Annotated in this window: 15 protein-coding genes; 9 read left to right on the top strand and 6 right to left on the bottom strand. The window is 73.6% G+C overall.

Going from position 1 to position 20,043, the window contains the following annotated elements:
* Window positions 1-134 precede the first annotated feature (134 nt).
* Window positions 135-1,748: an endonuclease/exonuclease/phosphatase family protein gene (locus tag KG111_RS17510; protein WP_205290013.1), complete on the bottom strand. Its 1,614-nt coding sequence runs from the start codon at window positions 1,746-1,748 to the stop codon at window positions 135-137.
* 180 nt (window positions 1,749-1,928) lie between these two features.
* On the opposite strand from KG111_RS17510, the gene KG111_RS17505 reads away from it, so the two are divergent.
* The 4 genes from KG111_RS17505 to KG111_RS17490 all read left to right on the top strand — a co-directional run bounded on the left by KG111_RS17505 (window position 1,929) and on the right by KG111_RS17490 (window position 8,403).
* Window positions 1,929-3,656, top strand: a complete 1,728-nt coding sequence (locus tag KG111_RS17505; protein WP_205290012.1) for a DEAD/DEAH box helicase — start codon at window positions 1,929-1,931, stop codon at window positions 3,654-3,656.
* A 246-nt stretch (window positions 3,657-3,902) separates the two neighbouring features.
* Window positions 3,903-5,972: a penicillin-binding transpeptidase domain-containing protein gene (locus KG111_RS17500; RefSeq protein ID WP_205290011.1), complete on the top strand. Its 2,070-nt coding sequence runs from the start codon at window positions 3,903-3,905 to the stop codon at window positions 5,970-5,972.
* 220 nt (window positions 5,973-6,192) lie between these two features.
* Window positions 6,193-7,662 (top strand): NAD-dependent succinate-semialdehyde dehydrogenase, encoded by a 1,470-nt coding sequence (locus tag KG111_RS17495; RefSeq protein ID WP_205290010.1) that lies wholly within the window; start codon window positions 6,193-6,195, stop codon window positions 7,660-7,662.
* A gap of 78 nt (window positions 7,663-7,740) precedes the next feature.
* Window positions 7,741-8,403 (top strand): pentapeptide repeat-containing protein, encoded by a 663-nt coding sequence (locus tag KG111_RS17490; RefSeq protein ID WP_205290009.1) that lies wholly within the window; start codon window positions 7,741-7,743, stop codon window positions 8,401-8,403.
* A gap of 36 nt (window positions 8,404-8,439) precedes the next feature.
* On the opposite strand, the gene KG111_RS17485 is transcribed toward KG111_RS17490, so the two are convergent.
* The 3 genes from KG111_RS17485 to KG111_RS17475 form a co-directional block, all read right to left on the bottom strand.
* A complete protein-coding gene (locus KG111_RS17485) occupies window positions 8,440-9,084 on the bottom strand; it encodes a maleylpyruvate isomerase N-terminal domain-containing protein (protein WP_205290008.1) in 645 nt (214 codons plus the stop codon).
* Window positions 9,085-9,093: 9 nt separating this feature from the next.
* Window positions 9,094-10,173: a sigma-70 family RNA polymerase sigma factor gene (locus KG111_RS17480; protein ID WP_205290007.1), complete on the bottom strand. Its 1,080-nt coding sequence runs from the start codon at window positions 10,171-10,173 to the stop codon at window positions 9,094-9,096.
* A gap of 119 nt (window positions 10,174-10,292) precedes the next feature.
* Window positions 10,293-11,057 (bottom strand): pirin family protein, encoded by a 765-nt coding sequence (locus KG111_RS17475; protein WP_205290006.1) that lies wholly within the window; start codon window positions 11,055-11,057, stop codon window positions 10,293-10,295.
* 71 nt (window positions 11,058-11,128) lie between these two features.
* Between KG111_RS17475 and KG111_RS17470 the strand changes: the two genes are divergently transcribed.
* The gene (locus tag KG111_RS17470) at window positions 11,129-12,457 is read left to right on the top strand and encodes a glycoside hydrolase family 1 protein (RefSeq protein ID WP_249666207.1); all 1,329 of its coding nucleotides are present in this window, start codon (window positions 11,129-11,131) and stop codon (window positions 12,455-12,457) included.
* A gap of 58 nt (window positions 12,458-12,515) precedes the next feature.
* Window positions 12,516-13,895, top strand: coding sequence for a GH1 family beta-glucosidase (locus tag KG111_RS17465; protein WP_249666206.1), 1,380 nt, complete (start codon window positions 12,516-12,518; stop codon window positions 13,893-13,895).
* 35 nt (window positions 13,896-13,930) lie between these two features.
* Here the strand turns inward: KG111_RS17465 and KG111_RS17460 are convergent, their stop codons facing one another.
* Window positions 13,931-15,532 carry a serine/threonine-protein kinase gene (locus KG111_RS17460; RefSeq protein WP_205290004.1) on the bottom strand — a complete coding sequence of 534 codons (1,602 nt, stop codon included), beginning with the start codon at window positions 15,530-15,532 and terminating at the stop codon, window positions 13,931-13,933.
* Between the two features lie 97 nt (window positions 15,533-15,629).
* Here KG111_RS17460 and KG111_RS17455 point away from each other — a divergent pair, with 97 nt between their 5' ends.
* The gene (locus tag KG111_RS17455; protein ID WP_205290003.1) at window positions 15,630-16,595 is read left to right on the top strand and encodes an NADPH:quinone oxidoreductase family protein; all 966 of its coding nucleotides are present in this window, start codon (window positions 15,630-15,632) and stop codon (window positions 16,593-16,595) included.
* A 150-nt stretch (window positions 16,596-16,745) separates the two neighbouring features.
* On the top strand, window positions 16,746-18,707 hold the full coding sequence (locus KG111_RS17450; RefSeq protein WP_283770577.1) for a M13 family metallopeptidase: 1,962 nt from the start codon (window positions 16,746-16,748) through the stop codon (window positions 18,705-18,707).
* A 50-nt stretch (window positions 18,708-18,757) separates the two neighbouring features.
* Here KG111_RS17450 and KG111_RS17445 read toward each other — a convergent pair whose 3' ends face one another.
* Window positions 18,758-19,552 (bottom strand): hypothetical protein, encoded by a 795-nt coding sequence (locus KG111_RS17445; protein WP_205290002.1) that lies wholly within the window; start codon window positions 19,550-19,552, stop codon window positions 18,758-18,760.
* A 154-nt stretch (window positions 19,553-19,706) separates the two neighbouring features.
* Between KG111_RS17445 and KG111_RS17440 the strand changes: the two genes are divergently transcribed.
* Window positions 19,707-20,012 carry a DUF2470 domain-containing protein gene (locus KG111_RS17440; protein ID WP_205290001.1) on the top strand — a complete coding sequence of 102 codons (306 nt, stop codon included), beginning with the start codon at window positions 19,707-19,709 and terminating at the stop codon, window positions 20,010-20,012.
* The last annotated feature ends 31 nt before the right edge of the window (window positions 20,013-20,043 follow it).

Here is a 20,043-nt window from a genome sequence, read left to right as displayed (position 1 = left end):
TCCATGGAATGCTGGTGACATGTCAACCATTCCTTGAGCAGACGTGACCTGGATCACACCTGCTCGCGCCCATGGCGAGACGCGGGCCCCGCCCGGCGGAGGCGGAGGTGGTCACGCACCCGCCGGGCGGCCGCTCAGCGGGGCAGCAGGACGGAGGCGCGCAGGGCGCTGTGGTCGGAGAGCAACGCGGAGTAGCGGCCACCCGACATGGGCTCCACGATCCGCCAGCTCGCCACGTGCGCCCGGGCGGGCACGACGACCTTGTCCAGGTGGTTGCCCCAGCGGGTGGAGGTGCGCGGCACCTCGCTCCAGCCGTTGAAGCTGTTCTGGTACGGCGTGGACTCGTAGCGCGCGGCCACGTCGAAGGCGTCGTGGAAGCCGTTGCGCTCGAACCGCTCCCGCGGGCCGTCGTAGGCGGCCTGGCGGTGGGAGTTGAAGTCGCCGGCCATCACCACCGGCGGCGCCCCGCCGGGGTGGGTGGACGGCGGGTACGCCGCCGCGATGGCGGCGAGCAGCTGCTCGGTCTGCGCGTAGCGGCCCTGGTCGTAGACCGCGCCCGAGGCGTGCGTCAGGTGCACCGAGGCCACCACCACGTGCTGCCCGGTGGCGTTGTGGACCAGCTCGACCCAGCACACGCCGTGGTACTCGCTCAGCCCGTTGACCGCCGCGAACCGGATGCCGTCGGCGGTGCCCGGCACCACGGTGTAGGTCGCCGCCCGCACGAACAGCGACTGGTTGCGCCACTGGCTGGCCTCGGGGTCGCCGCCGTCGTCGTCGCGGCCGTAGCCGTCGCCGACCTGGCAGCCCTTCACGTAGCCCTCCAGGCCGTCGGCGGACTCCAGGTAGGACGTCGCCCGGGTGCCCTCCTGGATCGCGACCACGTCGACGTCCATGCCCAGGATCCGGTCGCGGACCGCCACGCGGCGGGCACTCCAGGCACGCCCCGCCTTCGTGCAGGCGCTGCTGCACACGTTGAACGTGGCCACGTCGAGGCGGTACGACGCCGCCGGCACCGCGCGGGAGGCGGGCATCGTGAACTTGCAGCCCTGCGGGCTGTGGGTGCTGACGCCGTACTTGCTGCGCGCGCGCACCTGGAAGCACGTCACCTTGCCCGGGCGCAGGCCGGTGATCACCCGGGTCTGCACCGCCGTGGAGCGGGCGGCGACCTTGAGGGTGCTGCGCTGCGGGTCGGTCAGCACGTTGCCGCCGCCCGGCGCCCAAGTCAGCTCGTAGCTGGTGGCCCCGGGCGTGCGCGGCCAGTTCAAGGTGATCGCGGAGGAGGTCGGGCTGCTCAGCTGCTGGGTGGTCACCCACAGCCGGGCCGGGCGGACCAGGCGTGGCGTCGTACGGCACACCCGCTTGGACAGCTTGCCCAGCTTGCGGCCGGAGACGCCGCGGACCCGGACGCAGTAGCGCACCCCGGGCCGCAGGTTGCGCAGCACCAGCTTGCGGCCCTTGAGATTGATCCGCTGTGCCTTGCGCATCGCGGTGTTGGTGGCCACGTAGACGCGGTAGCGCTTGGCGTTGCGCGACTTGCTCCACCGGGTGGTCAAGGTGGCGACGTCGCCCTTGACCCGCGGGCTGCCGACCTTGAGGACCTTCACCTTGGCGGGTCTCGCCTTGCGTGGTGCGGCCGCGGCCTCGTTGCCCGGCGCGGTGCTCAGCACCGCGGTCAGCATCGTTCCCAGCAGCGCTGCCACCAGCAGCGCCACGGCGGTCCGGCGGGGGCGTGGAGCGCTCGCCCTCATCGCGGACACCTCCCTCGAGTTGGTGTGCGGCACGCGCGTGCGGTCCGGGCGCACCCTACGTGGCGCCGCTGCGCTGGAGAAGTCATCGGTTCCGCCGCAGGCGCCGATGTCGCGTGCGTGACTCAACGCACCGCGACCACGATCGCGGGTGACACGGCTCACGGGCATAGGCTTGGCCGCGTGAGTGAGCCTGCAGACCACGAGACCGTGACCTTCGCCGACCTCGGGCTCGGTGACCGGATCCTCAAGGCACTGTCGGACGTCGGCTACGAGTCGCCGTCCGCCATCCAGGCCGAGACCATCCCGCACCTGCTCGAGGGTCGCGACGTGATGGGCCTGGCGCAGACCGGTACCGGCAAGACCGCGGCGTTCGCGCTGCCCATCCTGGACCGCCTCGACCTGTCCCAGAAGACGCCGCAGGCGCTCGTGCTCGCGCCCACCCGTGAGCTGGCGCTGCAGGTCTGCGAGGCGTTCGAGAAGTACGCCGCCAACCTGCGCGGCGTCAGCGTGCTGCCCGTCTACGGCGGCCAGGGCTACGGCGTCCAGCTCTCCGCCCTGCGCCGCGGCGTGCACGTCGTGGTCGGCACCCCGGGCCGGATCATGGACCACCTCGACAAGGGCACCCTCGACCTCTCCAAGCTGCGCTTCCTGGTGCTCGACGAGGCCGACGAGATGCTCAACATGGGTTTTGCCGAGGACGTCGAGACGATCCTCGCCGACACCCCTGAGGACAAGCAGGTCGCGCTGTTCTCCGCGACCATGCCGCGCCAGATCAAGTCGCTGTCGGCGAAGTACCTCAACGACCCCGTCTCGATCTCCATCGAGCGCAAGACCCGCACCGCCGAGAACATCACCCAGCGCTACCTGGTGGTCAGCTACCCGCAGAAGGTGGACGCGCTGACCCGGATCCTCGAGGTCGAGAACTTCGAGGGCATGATCGTCTTCGTCCGGACCAAGTCCGAGACCGAGACGCTGGCCGAGAAGCTGCGGGCGCGCGGCTACAGCGCCGCCGCGATCTCCGGCGACGTGCAGCAGACCCAGCGCGAGCGCACCGTCAACCAGCTCAAGTCGGGCAAGCTCGACATCCTGGTGGCCACCGACGTCGCCGCCCGCGGCCTCGACGTGGAGCGGATCAGCCACGTCGTCAACTACGACATCCCCACCGACACCGAGGCCTACGTGCACCGGATCGGGCGCACCGGCCGCGCCGGGCGCAGCGGTGACGCCATCTCGTTCATCACCCCGCGCGAGCGCTACCTGCTCAAGCACATCGAGAAGGCCACCCGCTCCACCCTGCAGCAGATGCAGCTGCCCAGCGTGGAGGCGGTCAACGAGACCCGGCTGACCCGCTTCGACGACCAGATCACCGAGGCGCTGTCGTCGCCGAGCATCGAGTTCTTCCGCGAGGTGGTCAGCCACTACGTCCGCGAGCACGACGTCCCCGAGCTCGACGTCGCCGCGGCGCTGGCGATCGTGATGCAGGGCGACACCCCGCTGCTGCTCGACCCCGAGGAGGAGCGGCGGCGCGAGCGTGCCGAGCGCCGCGAGCGGCCCGAGCGCCCCGAGCGGGGTGCCCGCGGCGAGCGCGGCGCAGGCGGCGAGCGTGGCCCGCGGCGCGAGCGGACCGGGCCGGCGGCCGGCCTGGCGTCGTACAAGATCCAGGTGGGCAAGCGGCACCGCGTCGAGCCCCGCCAGATCGTCGGCGCCCTGGCCAACGAGGGTGGCCTGGACCGTCGCGACTTCGGCCGGATCACCATCCGCCCCGACTACTCCGTGGTCGAGCTGCCCGCCGACCTGTCGTCGGAGACCTTCGAGCGGCTCAAGAACACCCGGATCAGCGGCAAGCTGATCGAGCTGGCCAAGGACTCCGGCCCGCCCCAGGGCGGCGCCCGCCGTCCCCGCGACTGACCTTCGGTCCTGGGTCGGTCGAGCCCGGCCACGGCGGCGTGGCCGGGCTCGCCCTCGCGTGGGCGACGAGCGTGTGACGTCATGAAGGCATGAGGTCACGTACGGGCGAGGCGCTCACCCAGCACCTCGCCGCCCACGCCCCGCACGACTGAGCCCAGTCGAGTCCCGCCGGCCCTGCCGGACCGCGGGTGCCGCGGGTGCCGCGGCTGCCGGAGGTGGCGGGCGGACCTGATAGAACCGGGTGCCATGCGGCGGATCTCGGCTCCCTCCCACCTGCTCGGCCTGGTGCTGGCGCTCACCGCCGGCGCGCTGGTCGCCTGCGACAGCCAGGGCAGCGAGGAGGACGCCGCGCAGGCGCTGGCCGAGCAGCTCGTCGGGGCGCTCACGGCGCACACCGCCCCGCCCGAGCCCGCGGCGACCTCGGACTCCGCGGTGGCCGAGGCGTCTCCCGCGGCCCCGTCGGAGTCCCTGTCGGAGCCGGAGTCCGAGTCGGAGGCCAGCAGTCCGCTCGCCGACGTGCCGTTCGTCGACGCCGAGGGGAAGCCGGTGGAGTCCTCCGCGGTGACCGAGGAGGTCGACGAGGTGCTGGCCGGCATGGACGGGTTGGTGCCGACGGTGGAGCTCGCCGGCGGCGTCCGCCTCGCCGGCGACGAGGACGACGGGGGCGACGGTGGTGACGAAGCGGAGCGCACCGCCGCCGCGACCCTGACCTGGAGCTGGCCGGACACCGACGAGGGCGCCTGGCGCTACGACGCCGACGTCTCCCTGGTCCGCTCCGGCCAGGGCTGGGCCGTGACCTGGGAGCGCGCCCTGCTCGAGCCCGGCCTGGAGCCGGGCGACGTGCTGGACGCGGTCACCCAGCCGGCCGACCGCGGCGACATCACCGGTGCCGGCGGCGAGGTGCTGGTGACCGAGCGGCGCGTCGTACGCATCGGCATCGACCGCAGCAAGGTCAGCGCCGCCGCCGCCCCGACCTCCGCCCGCCGCCTGGCGCGGCTCGCCGACCTCGACGCCGACCGCTACGCCACGGCGGTGAAGGCCGCCGGGCCGCGCGCGTTCGTGGAGGCGATCACCTACCGCGACGGCGAGGTGCCGGCGCGGGTCGAGGCGGCGATCTCGACCGTGCCCGGGGTCGCCGGCGTGGTCGACGACGTACCGCTGGCCCCCAGCCGCGACTTCGCCGCACCCATCCTCGGCCGGGTCGGTCCGGTGACCGCCGAGATGGTGGAGAAGGATCCGCAGACCTACCGGCCCGGCCAGCTCGCCGGCCTCTCCGGCGTGCAGTCCCGCTACGACGAGCAGCTGCGCGGACGCGACGGCCGGATCGTCTACGCGGTGCCCGAGGACGGCGCCGAGAAGCGCCGCACGCTCTACGAGCGGGAGCCTGAGGCCGGCCGACCGCTGGCGCTGACCCTCGACCGCAACCTGCAGGCACTCGCCGAGAAGGTGCTCTCCGCCACCGGGCCGGCGAGCGCGCTGGTCGCCGTACGGCCCAGCGACGGAGCGATCCTGGCCGCAGCCAACGACGCCGGCACCGACGGGCGCAACGACGCCACCTTCGGCCGGTTCGCGCCCGGGTCCACGTTCAAGATCGTCACCGCGCTGGCCCTGAGCCGTGCCGGCCTCGAGCCCTCCTCGCCGGTGCGCTGCACCCCGACGATCACGGTCGACGGCAAACGGTTCAAGAACTACTCCGACTACCCGGCCTCCGCGCTCGGGCGGATCACGCTCGCCGAGGCGTTCGCCCAGTCCTGCAACACCGCTCTGATCGGTGAGCGTGAGCGGATCGGGAAGAACGACCTCGCCGAGGCCGCAGCCAGCCTGGGGCTCGGCATCGACCACGACCTCGGCTTCCCCGCCTTCTTCGGCGAGGTGCCGGACGCCGCGTCGGACACCGAGGCGGCCGCCGCCCTGATCGGGCAGGGCAAGATTCTCGCCTCGCCGATGGCGATGGCGACCGTCATGGCCAGCGTGCAGGCGGGGCGCACCGTCGTCCCCCGGTTGGTGGACCAGGTCGACGTGTCGGTGCCGGCCGCGGCGAAGCCGCTGAGTGACGACGAGGCCGCCACGCTGCGACAGCTCACCCGCGGGGTGGTCACCGAGGGCAGCGGCCGGGTCCTCGCGGGCGTGCCGGGCGGGGCGGTGCGGGCCAAGACCGGCACCGCGGAGTACGCCGAGGAGGGCGCGATCCGCACCCACGCCTGGATGGTCGCGGCCCGCGACGACCTCGCCGTCGCCGTCTTCGTGCGCACCGGGAAGTCGGGCTCGGCCACCGCCGGCCCGCTGCTGCGCGGCTTCCTCTACGGCGCTCCCTGAGCAGTCGGGCGACACTGGCTCCCCGTGGGATCGGGACCAAGGTCCCGCTTCTGTTCGACCTCCGGACCATCGCTCCGGGGCTCCTTTCATCGCCCTTGGCCGGGGGGTATGCTCGGTCTCAGTCGATCTTCGGAGGGAGCACCGAATCGACTTGAGCCCCTCGTTGACCCCATGCAATGAGGGGCTCGCTCCGTTTTCCGATCGGTGCAAGCATGGCTCCATGAGCCCCGCCGAGCGTCTCCTCGACCTGCTTCCCGCCGATCGTCGCCAGCTCCTCATCGGCGGCGCGTGGCGACCCTCCGGCTCCGGTGAGCGGATCGACGTGGTGGACCCGGCGGACGGCAGCGTGCTGACCGACGTCGCCGACGGCACCCTCGACGACGCGCGCGCCGCCCTCGACGCGGCCGTCGGCGTCCAGCGCGAGTGGGCGGCCACCGCGCCCCGCGAGCGCGGGGAGATCCTGCGCCGCGCGTTCGAGGACGTCGTCGCCCGCACCGAGGACCTGGCGCTGGTGATGAGCCTGGAGATGGGCAAGCCGCTGGCCGAGTCCCGAGGCGAGGTCACGTACGGCGCGGAGTTCCTGCGCTGGTTCTCCGAGGAGGCCGTGCGCGTCCACGGTCGCTGGATGCACAACCCGGCCGGCGGCAGCCGGCTGCTCACCGTGCGCAAGCCCGTCGGACCCTGCCTGTTCATCACGCCCTGGAACTTCCCGCTGGCGATGGGCACCCGCAAGATCGGCCCCGCCGTCGCCGCCGGCTGCACGATGGTCGTGAAGCCCGCGAAGCAGACGCCGCTGACGATGCTGCTGCTCGCCGACATCCTGCAGCAGGCCGGTCTGCCCGACGGCGTGCTCAACGTCGTCACCACCAGCGACTCCGGTGGGCTCAGCAGCACCCTGCAGGCCGACCCCCGACTCCGGAAGGTGAGCTTCACCGGCTCCACCGCGATCGGCCGGCGGATCATGGAGCAGGCCGCTCCGCGGCTGCAGCGGGTCTCCATGGAGCTCGGCGGCAACGCGCCGTTCCTGGTCTTCGCCGACGCCGACCTCGACGCCGCGGTCGACGGCGCGATGCTGGCCAAGATGCGCAACATGGGCGAGGCCTGCACCTCGGCCAACCGGTTCCTGGTGGAGGAGTCCGTGGCCGAGGAGTTCGGTGCCCGGCTCGCCGAGCGGATGGGCTCCCTGCGGGTGGGGCGCGGCACCGACGACGGCACCGAGGTCGGCCCGCTGATCGACGCCGCGGCCCGCGAGTCGGTCGCCGGACTGGTCGACGACGCGCTCTCCCGCGGCGCGCGGGCGCTCACCGGCGCCCAGGCCGCCGAGGGCGCGGGCTACTTCTACCCGCCGACCGTGCTGGTCGACGTGCCGACGGACGCCGACGTGGTCACCAACGAGATCTTCGGCCCCGTCGCCCCGATCACGACCTTCCGCACCGAGGAGGAGGCCATCGAGCTGGCCAACTCCAGCGAGTACGGCCTGGCCGCCTACGCCTATACCCGCGACCTGGCTCGCACCCTGCGGCTGGCCGAGCAGCTGGAGACCGGGATGCTCGGCATCAACTCCGGCATCGTGTCCAACCCCGCGGCCCCCTTCGGCGGCGTCAAGGCCAGCGGTTTCGGCCGCGAGGGCGGGTTCGAGGGCATCGAGGAGTACCTCGACACGACGTACGTCGCACTCCCGGCGCCCTGAGCGAGGGCCCAGCGGACGGTGACCCAGCGCCCGCCTAGGGTGGCGCGGTCCTTTCCCGGTCCACCCTGAGGAGCCCTTGTGCCGCCTGCCCGATCCGCCACCCGACCGCCGCGGATCGGCGCGCTGCGCCTCGGCACCCTGGCCGACGGCGACACCGGCCTGCTCCGGCCCGGCGCGGACCTTGAAGGCCTGCGCTACGACGCCCTCGACGTCGCCGGGCTGAGCCTGGCCGGCGCCCGCCTGGACGGCGTGCACCTGACCGGCCTCGCCGCCGACGAGACCGACCTCTCGGGTGCCCGGCTGATGGAGGTCCGCCTGGAGCGGGTCGTGCTGCCGGTGGTGCGTGCCGAGCGCGGCCAGTGGCGCGACGTCGAGGTCGTCGGACGTCTGGGTTCGGTGGAGGCGTGGGAGGCGCGGTGGCGCTCGGTGCACCTCGTCGGCTGCAAGATCGACTACCTCAACCTGCGCGGTGCCGAGCTCCTCGACGTCGAGCTCACCGACTGCGTCGTCGGCGAGCTCGACGCCTCGCAGGCGACCCTGCAGCGGGTCCGGCTGCGCGAGACCCGCGTCGAGCGCCTCGACGTGCGCGGCGCCCGGCTCACCGACCTCGACCTGCGCCACGCGGGGCTCGGCGACATCGACGGCCTGCTCGACCTGCGCGGCGCGACGCTGAGGCCCGAGCAGCTGCTCGACCTGGCCCCGCTGCTCGCCGCCGAGCTGGGGTTGCGGATCGAGCCGTAGCGCTCCGCTCGGCCACCGCAGCCGGGCCGGCGAGGGTCAGGGACGCTGCGCCGGATCCCGGCCGAGCGCGGCCACCAGCCGCACCGCCGTCGGCGCGTCGTCCGGCACCGGCACCGGAGCCGCGAACGCCCCCGGCGCGCTGCCCGCCACCCGCCGCGCCTCCGGCAGCAGCAGGACCGCCAGCGGCTCGGGCAACGCCAGCCGGGCCCGGGCTGCGCTCATGCTCGGGCCGAGGACCGGGGTGATCGCCACGCCGATGTCCCAGGCGTGCACGGCGACCTCCAGCGCGGCGATCCGGGCGACCAGGGCCGCTCCGATCCGGCGCTCGCCCACGGTCACCGGCGCCGCGCCCACCTCCAGCCAGGCCCGGACCAGGCCGCCGCCCTTGACCTGCAGCCGGCGCAGCCGCGCGGGCGTCGTACCGCCGCAGCCAGGTGCCGGGCTCAGCCGGACCCGGCCGGTCGCGGCCTCGGTGAAGGCGTCGAGGGAGTCCTCGACGTGGCCGAGGAGGTCGTCGAGGGACCAGGCCGCGCACGGGGTGGGCAGGTCGCCGCGCCGCTCCGGCAGGTCGGCGCCGTCGGTCTCCAACGCGGCGGCGAGCACCGCCAGCAGGTAGTCGATCGCCCGTTGCAGCACGTCCAGGCCTGCGACCAGCCCCGACGGCGCCGCGGAGGCGGACATCGGAGTGGACTACGGCGTCGGTGTGGTGGCGGTGCCCGGTCCGGGTGGGACCGGCACGAAGTCGGCGGGCAGGCGCGGCGGCAGGCCGAACTTCGCGAACAGGCGCATGTCGAAGAACGCCGTCACGTGCTCCACCCGCTGGTCCGCCCCGCTGCCCCTCAGCTGCAGCACCTGCAGCTGGAACGGCTCGAAGTCGCCCTCGGGGGTGCGCATGTAGAGCCCGAACGCCGGCTGGCCGTTGGCCCACGTCGGCAGCATCGGCATGTCCTGCAGCCCGCCGGGGCACTTGGTGCCGACGAGCTGCCCGATCGCCTCGGCGCCGCGGTAGTGGTTGAGGAACGGCGGCATGTCCCAGGTGGCGTCGTACGTCAGCAGCGCGACGATCCGGTCGATGTCCTTGCGCCAGAACGCCTCGAGGTAGGCGTCGAGCAGCTGCTGCTGCGCCGGCTCCAGCGACGGCCGCACCGTGTCCGGGGTCAGGCCGCGGGCGGCGAGCTGGGCGTGGGCACGCTGCAGCGCGGAGTTCACCGCCGCCGTGGTGGTCTCCAGCGTCTCGGCGGTCTCCGCGGCCGACCAGCGCAGCACGTCGCGCAGGATCAGCACCGCCCGCTGCCGCGCCGGCAGGTGCTGCAGCGCGGCGACGAAGGCCAGCCGGATGGTGTCGCGGTCCGCGACCTCGGTGGCGGTGTCGGGCACCGGCTCCAGCCACGGCACCTCGTCGTCGGTGATCAGCTCGTCTCTCGGCGCGGAGTCGGCGGTGCCCAGCCCCGTGGGCAACGGGCGCCGTGGCTTCGCCTCCAGGTCGGAGAGGCACACGTTGGTGGCGATCCGGTAGAGCCAGGTCCGCACCGACGAGCGGCCCTGGAACGTCGCCGAGGAGCGCCACGCCCGCAGCAGCGTCTCCTGCACCAGGTCCTCGGCCTCGTGCAGCGAGCCGCTCATCCGGTAGCAGTGCGCCATCAGCTCGCGCTGGTAGCGATCGGTCAGGGTGTCGAAGTCGGCCAGCTCCTCGCTGCCCGGCACCACCGACGGCTCCCCGGCCGCATCGCTGCGCCGCTCCGTCGCCCGCTCGGTCACCATGCTTCCCATCGTCGCTCCTGCCGTCCTGCCAGTGTGTCGGATACAGGTGGACCGGCGCGAGGGGTCGGACTCATCGAATCTCACCGATCCGCCCCGGTCGGTGCCGACGGCGACGCGCTCGCGGGACCTCAGGGCGCGGTGGGCTCGGCGGGCTCGGTGGACTCGGTGGACTCGGTGGACTCGGTGAAGGACCAGATGAGGATCTCGGTGGGCACGGCCGCGGTGACGACTGCGCCGGAGGTGTCGGACAGGCAGAACGCATCGCCCGCGGCGACCGGCTCGGCGAGCGAGGAGCGCACCAGCCCGCCCGTGGTGACGAAGGCGTGCACCTTCGCCGCGTCCGGCAACGTCAGCGTCTCGCCGGCGCCGAGCCGGGCCACGTCCAGCGCGGCGCCCCGCACGGCCACCGACAGCGGCCCGCCCTCGCCGACGGCCCGGACCGGGCCGGCGCCGGGTACGGCGAGCGCGTCCAGCGAGGCGGTGGCGTGCCGGGGCCCGGGGCTGGTCTCGGCGTCAGGATCGGCGTCGGGATCGGGCGTCAGCCACACCTGGATGAACCGGGTCGGCTCCGCACCGGCGACCTCGGAGTGCCGCACCCCGGCGCCGGTGGACAGCACGCCACACTCGCCGGTGCGCAGGGTGGTGGAGGCGCCGGTGCCGTCGGTGTGCACGAGGCTGCCGGAGACGACCCAGCTGACGATCTCCAGGCCCTCGTGCGGGTGGTCCTCGAAACCGGTGCCCGGGCCGAGCAGGTGGTCGTCGTGGCACACCATCGGACCGAACGCGAGGCGCTCGGGGTCGTAGTGCGGGCCGAAGGAGAAGGCGTGCCGGGTCAGCCGGCCCTGGGTGCGCTCGGTGAACCTGTCCGAACCCCTGCGGATCTCTGCACTCACATGTCAGATTGTGCCGTGTGCACCCCGACCAGCTAGCAGCACGGTTTCCCCCGGGATTCCGGTTCGGCACCGTGAGCGGTGCGGCGCAGATCGAGGGTGCGGTCAGCGAGGACGGCCGGGGTCCGAGCGTGCTGGACACCTTCGCCGCGCAACCGGGGCGGGTCGCCGACGGCAGCAGCCCGGCGACGGCGTGCGACCACTACCACCGCTACCCCGAGGACGTGGCGCTGCTGCAGCGGCTCGGGGCTCCCGGCTACCGGTTCTCCATCTCCTGGAGCCGCATCCAGCCGACCGGCCGGGGACCGCTCAACGCCGCCGGCCTGGACTTCTACGACCGGCTCGTCGACTCGCTGCTCGCCGCCGGGCTGTCCCCGATGGCGACCCTGCTGCACGGCGACCTGCCTCAGGGCCTGGAGGACGACGGGGGCTGGTTGAACCGGGAGACGGCCGAGCGGTTCGGCGAGCACGCTGCCGTCGTCGCCGCCCGCCTGGGCGACCGCGTCGACTCCTGGGTGCCGGTGGCCGAGCCTGCGGTGTGCGCCTACATGGGCTACGCCCTCGGCGAGCGGGCGCCCGGGCGCCGGCTGCTCTTCGACGGCCTGCCCGCCGCCTACCACCTGCTGCTGGGTCACGGGCGCGCCGTGGCCGCGCTGCGGGCGGCCGGGGCCGTCGAGGTGGGCTGCGCCAACAACCACGCCCCGGTGTGGCCGGCCTCCGACGACCCCGCAGACGTGGGCGCGACGAAGCTGTTCGACGCGCTGTGGAACGGGTTGTTCCTGGAGATGATGGTGCTCGGCCGGCCACCGCGCGACGTGGCGCCGCTGTTCGACGACCTGATCCGGCCCGGCGACCTCATGGCGATCCGCCAGCCGCTGGACTTCTACGGCATCAACTACTACTCCCCGCTGCGGGTCGGCGCGGCCCCCGAGGAGCTCGCCGGCCCCGAGGACGAGGACATGCCCTTCGAGTTCCTCGAGGTGCTCGGCCGGCCGGTGACCGAGGCCGGCTGGGCGGTCGTGCCGGAGGCGCTGCAGGAGTGGTTGATCATGACCCGGGCGCGCTACCGGGCCGCGCTGCCCCCGCTGATGATCACCGAGTCCGGTGCCGCCTACGCCACCCCGCCGGGACCGGGCGGCAGGATCGACGACGGCGCCCGGATCGAGTACCTGCAGGCCCACCTGGACGCGGTCGCCGCCGCGATCAAGGCCGGCGTCGACGTGCGCGGGTTCTACCTGTGGTCGCTGCTGGACAACTGGGAGGGCATAGCCGGCTTCGGGATGCACTACGGCCTCGTCGCCGTCGACCCCCGCACCCAGGTGCGCACCCCGAAGACGTCGTTCGGCTGGTACCACGACCTCGTCGCCGCACACCGCGCCGCGCACCCCGAGCTCGCGGAGTAGACCGCCGGCCGGGCCACCGGCACGCCGACGGTCCGCGGGCACGTGACACGCTGACCCCGTGCAGGACCCCGTGCAGGACCCCGACGTCACCGCCGACGCCGAGCTCGTTCGGCGGCTCCCGTCCGGCTTCCGGTTCGGCACCAGCACGGCGTCGTACCAGATCGAGGGCGCGACCGAGGTCGACGGCCGCGGGCCGTCGGTGTGGGACACCTTCACCGCGCAGCCGGGTCATGTCATCGACGGCTCGTCGGGGGCGAGGGCCTGCGACCACTACCACCGCTACCCCGAGGACGTGGCCCTGATGAGGCGGCTCGGGGCGCCGGGCTACCGCTTCTCCATCGCCTGGCCGCGGGTGCAGCCGAGCGGCCGCGGCCCGGTGAACGCCGCCGGCCTGGACTTCTACGACCGGCTCGTCGACGAGCTGTGCGCCGCCGGGATCCGGCCGATGGCGACGCTGTTCCACTGGGACCTGCCCCAGGCGCTGGAGGACGACGGCGGGTGGCTGAACCGGGGCACCGTCGACCACTTCGCCGAGTACGCCGCCGCGGTGGCGCAGCGCCTCGGCGACCGCGTCGCCGACTGGGTGCCGGTCAACGAGCCCAACGTGGTGACGCTGATGGGCTACGCGGTGCCGCTGCACGCGCCGGGCCGGTCGCTGATGTTCGACGCGCTGGTCGCCGGCCACCACCAGCTGCTCGCCCACGGCCGCGCCGCGATCGCGCTGCGGGCCGCGGGCGCGGTGAGCGTGGGCTGCGCCAACAACCACGCCCCGATCTGGCCGGCCAGCGACGACCCCGCCGACGTGGGCGCAGCCAAGCTGTTCGACATGGTGTGGAACGCGCAGTACCTCGACGCCATGCTGCTGGGGCGCTACCCCGACGACCTGCGCGCGCTGCTCGGCGACGCGGTGCACGACGGCGACCTGGCCACGATCCGCCAGCCGCTCGACTTCTACGGCGTCAACTACTACAACCCGATGCGGATCGGGGCCGCCGCAGAGGACGCCGAGCTGTCGTTCGAGTTCCGCGAGGTGCTGGGGCACCCGGTCACCGACTTCGGTTGGCCGGTGGTGCCCGAGGCGCTGCGGGAGTGGCTGATCCTGCTCCGCGCCCGGCTGCGTGCGGCGGTGCCGCCGATCGTGGTCACCGAGTCGGGATGCGCCTACAACATGGGTCCCGACACGGACGGGGTCGTCGACGACGCCCCCCGCATCGCCTACCACCGTGCCCACCTGCGGGCGATCGCCGAGGCTGTCGAGCGCGGCGTCGACGTGCGCGGCTACTACGCCTGGTCGCTCCTCGACAACTTCGAGTGGGCGGAGGGCTACACCCAGCGGTTCGGCCTGGTCCACGTCGACTTCGAGACCCAGGTGCGCACCCCGAAGCGCTCCTTCGACTGGTACGCCGCCCTCATCGCGGCACACCGCGACCGCGGCTGAGCCCAGCTGCCGAGGTCAGCGCTGAGCCCCGCGGCTCAGCCGGTCACCACCCCGAGCTGGCGGCGCACCACGCCGAGCGCGGCCTGGGCGCTGCCCGCGGCACTCGCCGCGCGAGAGTGCTCCTCGATCAGCTCGTGGCGGGTCTGGTCCACCCGCTGCTCGGTGGCCTCGAGCGTGCTGGCCAGGTCCGAGGTGCGCTGCTGGCGACGGTGGAACATCCACCCCAGCAGCCCGCCGCCGCCGAGCAGCAGCACCACGCCGATCCCGACCAGGCCGGGCAGCAGGAGCCCGAGCACCGTGAGCACCGCGCCGAGCGCCGCCAGGCCGATGCCGGTGGGCTGCATCCACGCGCCGATCGGGTGGCGGCGCAGCACCGACTCGGTGACCGGTCCGCGCCACTCACCCACCGGCCCCGCGGTGCCCACCCGGATCGAGGCACCGCCGCCGACGGCGTTCACGTCCTTGGTCGCCTCGGGGGCGGCCGCAGCCCGGCGGCCCAGGTCCTCGGCGAGGCGGCCCAGTGTCGGAGCCAGCACCCGCAGGGCGACGTCGCTGACCGGGGAGCCCGGGCCGGCGGCCAGGTCCTCGAGCACCAGCTGCGTCACGTCCCCGGCCGGCTCGGTGTAGGTGGAGGTCATCGACGCGGCCCGTTCGTCGAGGAAGCCGAGGTCGGCGCGCACGGCCACCATCCGCTGCAGGATGTCGCCCTCGGCGGGCGAGCCCTCGTCGACCAGCGAGCGCAGGCAGTCGGCCTCCGGGTCCTCCGGGGGGAGGTCGGCAGGGTCGCTCGGCGCCACCGGATCGGCGTCGAGGTCGGCGCCGAGGAAGCTCGCCACCACACCGCCCCTGGCGGCGCTGCGCGGCTGGGGCGCCGTGTCGGTGCCGTGGGTCAGCAGCGTGCGCAGGGCGTCCAGCTCGGCGGCGGCCTTCTCCGCGGGCAGCGCCTTGGACGAGGTGGCGGCGCGCTTCGACAGCCAGTCGGTGACCCGGGCCTCGATCGCCACCGGGTCGGACTCCACCACCCGGCGCAGCGCGGTGACCAGCTGGCCGGGCGCGTCGACGTCCGCCGGGGCGAGCCGGCCCTCGGCCACGGCCAGCCAGATCCTGCGCTGCGCGGTGGCGATCGTCGTACCGTCGGGCAACACCGCGGCCAGGTCGGCGGGGGCCCACCGCGGGTCCCGGGTCTGGGCGGCCAGCAGGCAGCCGAACAGGGCGGCGCGGACCGGGTCGCGGCGCCGTGCCTCGGCAAGGAGCTCCTCGCCACCGGCCTCCCCGCGGGCGATGCTCGCCACCCCCCGCGCGGCCGCGGCCAGCCAGTAGCCGGGGACGTCGCCCGGCTCGGCCACGCCGCGCAGCGCCGCACCGCCGGTGACGATCACGGTCGCCACCACCTCGCGGGCGTAGCGGCGCAGCGCCGCCGCGTCCGCGTGCTGGCCCAGCTCGGCCCGGATGTCCTCGTGCTCCACCAGCGCCACGAACGCGCGGGTCAACCGGTCGATCTGGCTCTGCAGGTCGCCCTGCTGGCGGCGCATGTGCTCGGCCAGCCGGCTGCGGGCGCGCCGCTCGGCGTCGAGCCGCTCCTCGGCCTCCTCGATGCGGCGGTTCTGCTGCCAGTCGGTCCAGTAGTTGTTGCTCACGCGTGGTTTCCTCCAGCTCGCTGCCGGCCTGCGTCCTGCCCCGAGACCGGCGGAGCAAACGCGTGAGCCACGCCACACCGCCCGCTAGCCTCACGCCATGCGTGCACTCCAGGTCCTCGACACCACCGGCCCCGCCGACATCGCCGTCCAGGAGGTGCCGGACCCCACTCCGGCCGAGCACGAGGTGCTGGTCGAGGTGCACACGGTGGGCGTCTCGTTCCCCGACCTGTTGCTCAGCAAGGGCCAGTACCAGCTCAAGCCCACCCCGCCGTTCACCGTCGGCGTCGACTTCGCCGGCACCGTGGTCTCCGGGCCCGGGTTCGCCCCCGGACAGCGGGTCGCCGGCGTCGGCGGCTACGGCGGCGCCGCCGAGCTGGTGACCGGTACGACGGAGAACCTGTTCGCCCTGCCCGACGAGATCACCTTCGACGAGGCCGTGGCGCTGCCGATGAACTACCTCACCGCGCTGTTCGCCCTCGACGAGCGCGGCGGGCTGCAGCCCGGGGAGACGGTGCTCGTGCACGGCGCGGCCGGCGGCGTCGGCACCGCCACGCTGCAGGTCGCCAAGGGCCTCGGCGCCCGCACGATCGCGGTGGTGAGCACCGACGAGAAGGCCGACTTCGCCCGCCGCGCCGGCGCCGACGAGGTGATCCGCGTCGAGGGCTTCAAGGACGCCGCCCGCGCGCTGACCGGTGGCAAGGGCGTCGACGTCGTCCTCGACGTCGTCGGCGGCTCGCTGTTCCTCGACTCCCTGCGCTCCCTGGCCCCGCAGGGCCGGGTGCTCGTCGTCGGCTTCGCCGCCGGCGAGGGCATCCCCGAGGTCAAGGTGAACCGGCTGCTGCTCAACAACACCGACGTCCGCGGCGTCGGCTGGGGCGAGTACGCCTTCTCCCACCCCGGCTACATGGCGCGCCAGTGGGAGCAGATCGTGCCCATGATCACCGCCGGCATCGTCAAGCCGCCCGTCGGCAAGGTGTACCCGATGGAGCAGTTCGGGCAGGCCCTCATCGACATGGACAACCGCGCCACGTTGGGGAAGTCCGTCGTGCGGCTGCGGGGGTGAGGGGGCGTCGGAATCCCCGGTCGACCGGGGATTCCTGCGCTGTTCGGGGGTTGCAACCCCCCGAACCGCAAGGAAACCTCCGCCTGCCCCGCCCACCGGCCCCGTCCCCGGCCCCGTCTGGGGCTCGGTCGGGTCCTCTACTCTCGGTGCGTGAGCATCCTCGACGACGCCCGCCCGGGCATGGACCTCGACACCCGCCCCCAGGACGACCTGTTCGGCCACGTCAACGGCACGTGGCTGCGTGAGGCCGAGATCCCCTCCGACCGTTCCAGCTGGGGCCCGTTCGTGCAGCTCGCCGATGCCGCGGAGCAGCACGTCAAGGAGATCATCACCGAGCTCGCCGCTTCGGGTGCCGCGGAGGGCGTGGACGGTGAGGACGCCCGCAAGATCGCCGATCTCTACAACTCCTTCATGGACACCGAGGCCGTCGCGGCCGCCGGCCTGGAGCCGGTGCGCCCCCAGCTCGCCGCAGCCGCCGCGCTGCGCGACGTCCGCGACCTGGCCGCGTTCCTCGGCGAGTTCGAGCGGATCGGCGGCTACGGCCTGTTCGGCTCCTACGTCAGCACCGACGACCGCGCCTCCGACCGCTACCTGTTCCACGTCGTGCAGGGCGGCCTCGGCCTGCCTGACGAGTCCTACTACCGCGACGAGAAGTTCGCCGAGATCCGCCAGGCCTACCTGGCCTATCTCGAGCGGCTGCTGGCCCTCGGTGAGCACCCCGACCCCGCCGGTGCCGCGCGCCGGGTGCTCGAGCTCGACACCCGCCTCGCGCAGGGGCACTGGGAGCGCGCCGAGACCCGCGACGTGCAGAAGACCTACAACCTGCTGAGTGGTGAGCAGCTCAAGGAGCTGTGCCCGGCCTTCGACTGGGACGCCTACATCACCAACCTGGGCGGCCGGGTCAGCGGTGAGCACGCCACGCTGGCGGAGGTCATCGTGCGGCAGCCGTCGTACCTGGCGCACCTGTCGACGGTGCTGGAGGAGACCGGGATCGAGACGTGGCGCGACTGGTTCGCCTCCCGCGTGCTGCGCTCCGCGGCGCCGTACCTGGCCGACGACTTCGTCGAGACCAACTTCGACTTCTACGGCCGCACCCTGTCCGGCACCCCGGAGCTGCGGGCGCGGTGGAAGCGGGCGGTCTCCTTCGTCGAGGGCGCGATGGGTGAGGCGGTGGGCAAGGAGTACGTCGCCCGGCACTTCCCGCCGAGCTCGAAGGCGATGATGGACGACCTGGTCGCCAACCTGCTCGAGGCCTACCGGGTCTCCATCTCCGAGCTGGACTGGATGACCGAGGAGACCAAGCAGCGCGCCTACGAGAAGCTCGCGACGTTCCGGCCCAAGATCGGCTACCCGGAGGAGTTCCGCGACTACTCCGCGCTCGTGGTCGTGCCCGACGACCTGGTCGCCAACGCCCAGGCCGCCGCCGCCTTCGAGACCGACCGGCAGCTGGCCAAGATCGGCTCGCCGGTGGACCGCGACGAGTGGTTCATGCTGCCGCAGACCGTCAACGCCTACTACAACCCCGGCACCAACGAGATCTGCTTCCCCGCGGGCATCCTGCAGAAGCCGTTCTTCGCCCCCGACGCCCACCCGGCCGAAAACTACGGCGGCATCGGCGCGGTGATCGGCCACGAGGTCGGCCACGGCTTCGACGACCAGGGTGCGCAGTACGACGGCGAGGGCAACCTCAACGACTGGTGGACCACCGACGACAAGGCCGCGTTCGAGGTGAAGTCCAAGGCGCTCATCGCGCAGTACGACGGCTTCTCCCCGCGCAACCTGCCCGGGGAGCACGTCAACGGCGCCCTCACCGTCGGCGAGAACATCGGCGACCTCGGCGGGCTGACCATCGCCCACACGGCCTACCTGATCTCCTGCGGCGGGCAGGCGTCGGTGGAGGACCGCCGCAGGCTGTTCCTCAACTGGGCCTTCGTGTGGCGCACGAAGCGTCGCGAGGAGCAGGAGCGGCAGTACCTGACCATCGACCCGCACTCGCCGCCGGAGTTCCGCGCCAACATCGCGCGCAACCTCGACGAGTTCCACGAGGTCTTCGAGACCGCGCCCGGCGACGGCCTGTGGCTCGACCCGGCCGACCGGGTCCGGATCTGGTGACGCGCACCCGGCGCTGAGGGGTCTGCCCCGTACGACGGCTCAGCCGGGGTTCAGCGGGTTCGACCGGTGAGGGTGCGCAGCACCCCGCTGACCTGGCTGCGGACAGCCGCGGAGGCACGTCGTACGGGGGACAGGACTCCGTCCACCACCGCCCGCACGGCGCGGCGCACCATCCGGGCCGGGGCCACCACGACCGCCCGCCACACCGCGCGCAGGGCGTGCCCGATCGGCGTGAGCACGTGGCGGTACAGCTGCACGAAGGGCCAGGCCAGCACCCGGCCCACGAAGCGCAGCACCCGGCCCGCCGCGTGCCAGGCCCACGTCACCACGCTCCACACCGCGGCGAGGACACCCCCCAGCGCCCGGACGACGGGAGCCAGCAACCAGCGCCACAGCGTCATGAACACCAGCGCCACGGCCGAGACGAGGAGCGCCCCGAGCGGTACCAGCACCAGGCGCCACAGCGTCACGAACGGCCACGCCGCACCGCGACCGAGGAACGTCGCCACCGCCCAGAGCACCGTGCCGATCGCGGCGAGCACCGGCCGCAGCGCCGAGCGCCACAGCCACGCGAACGGGGCACCGAGCAGCCGCAGCACGCCCCCCAGCAGCCGGCCCAGCGCCGCCAGCACCCGGTCCAGCACCCGGCCGACCGCGCACAGCGCCTCCCACACCAACCGGACCGGCAGCACCACTACCAGGGCCACCGCGCGCACGGGCCACAGCAGCCACCCGGCGGGCTCGGTCTGCGGCCGCTCGGCGGGGTGTGGTGCGGCGGGGGACTGTGCAGCGGGCTCGGGGTGCGGCTGCTCGGGAGGCTCGTAGGAGGGGAACGGCACGGTCATGGTCGCGGCATCCTGCCCCGGTGATCCGCGGCTCAATCCAGCACCGAGTCAGCACCGAGTCAGCACCGAGCCAGCGCCGAGCCCGACCGGCCGCCCCGCCGCGCCGGCGTGCGTCGGGGTGCGGTCGTTTCGTCGTACCGGGCAGGATGCGCTCATGACGCACACCTTCGACCCCGCCGTCGTCGAGGCCGTGATGGCCCACATGAACGGTGACCACCTCGAGGACAACCTGCTGATCGTCCGCGCCAACGGTGCCCCCGAGGCCACCGCCGCGTCGATGAGCGGCGCGGACGGTGAGGCCGGCACCTGGACCGTGATGGGTCCGGAGGGTCCGCTCGGCGAGCGTCGCGTGCCGTGGCCGGGCGGCCCGATCACCGAGCGCGGGGAGATCCGCCGCGAGGTGGTGGCGCTGTACGACGCCGCCTGCCGCACCCTCGGCGTGGAGCCGCGCGAGCACTGAGCTTCGGCACCGGCCAGTCGTCGTGGACGTG

The organism is Nocardioides faecalis (genome assembly GCF_018388425.1).
GTDB lineage: Bacteria > Actinomycetota > Actinomycetes > Propionibacteriales > Nocardioidaceae > Nocardioides > Nocardioides faecalis.
Note: the sequence above shows the minus strand (reverse complement) of the source record. Positions and strands in the feature narration are given on the sequence as shown.

Bases quoted from the DNA above. Each gene is read 5' to 3' on its own strand.
- KG111_RS17510 (WP_205290013.1), bottom strand. From the start codon at position 1,748: ATGAGGGCGAGCGCTCCACGCCCCCGCCGGACCGCCGTGGCGCTGCTG.
- KG111_RS17500 (WP_205290011.1), top strand. From the start codon at position 3,903: ATGCGGCGGATCTCGGCTCCCTCCCACCTGCTCGGCCTGGTGCTGGCG.
- KG111_RS17495 (WP_205290010.1), top strand. From the start codon at position 6,193: ATGAGCCCCGCCGAGCGTCTCCTCGACCTGCTTCCCGCCGATCGTCGC.
- KG111_RS17485 (WP_205290008.1), bottom strand. From the start codon at position 9,084: ATGTCCGCCTCCGCGGCGCCGTCGGGGCTGGTCGCAGGCCTGGACGTG.
- KG111_RS17480 (WP_205290007.1), bottom strand. From the start codon at position 10,173: ATGGGAAGCATGGTGACCGAGCGGGCGACGGAGCGGCGCAGCGATGCG.
- KG111_RS17455 (WP_205290003.1), top strand. From the start codon at position 15,630: ATGCGTGCACTCCAGGTCCTCGACACCACCGGCCCCGCCGACATCGCC.
- KG111_RS17445 (WP_205290002.1), bottom strand. From the start codon at position 19,552: ATGACCGTGCCGTTCCCCTCCTACGAGCCTCCCGAGCAGCCGCACCCC.
- KG111_RS17440 (WP_205290001.1), top strand. From the start codon at position 19,707: ATGACGCACACCTTCGACCCCGCCGTCGTCGAGGCCGTGATGGCCCAC.